This window comes from Rhizobium sp. 18055 (assembly GCF_902706285.1).
Classification (GTDB): domain Bacteria; phylum Pseudomonadota; class Alphaproteobacteria; order Rhizobiales; family Rhizobiaceae; genus Rhizobium.
The window spans coordinates 1-471 of record NZ_CACSKD010000207.1; the positions used below are offsets into that span (position 1 = coordinate 1).

A 471-nucleotide genomic window follows, 5' to 3' on the forward strand; every position below is an offset into this window, starting at 1 on the left:
CTTACAAGGAGACGCTGAATCCCTTGTCCGGGCGAGATGGAAAGGGGTGCTGTCCGGGGCAATCTGGTCACCATGTGTTGCCCAGTGCGATGTTTGAAGGGTGTCCTGGTTATGAGCCTAGTGAAGCCCCCACTGTTTGTGTAGAAGGGACGAATAACACGCATGGCTCCCATGGCATGGCCCATAACGCATTGATGGTTGAACTCAGCAAGTTTGAATATCCAAGTGGAAGCAAAATTCCTAAAGGCGCTGAGATAACAAAAGAATCTGCAATAAATGCCGGAGTAAGTTCTGTTAGGATGGCGTTCCCAGAGTCTGGTTGCGATGAGCGGTGCTTGAAAGCGCAACTTCATGCATTTTACGATCGATTAAATTGCGTTCCAAAAATTCACCCCGGAGTTAATAAGACTGGACAAGGCGGAGGTGGGTCTTCCGGCCCTAGCAATAGCTCTGGATCGAACAGTGGTGTAG

General features: G+C 49.7%; 1 protein-coding gene. It reads left to right on the forward strand.

All coding sequences use genetic code 11. From position 1 onward, the window contains the following. Window positions 1-89: 89 nt before the first annotated feature. Window positions 90-471: HNH/endonuclease VII fold toxin-2 domain-containing protein (locus GVL52_RS28750; RefSeq protein WP_244619340.1), on the forward strand; the 382-nt coding region annotated here is incomplete at its 3' end.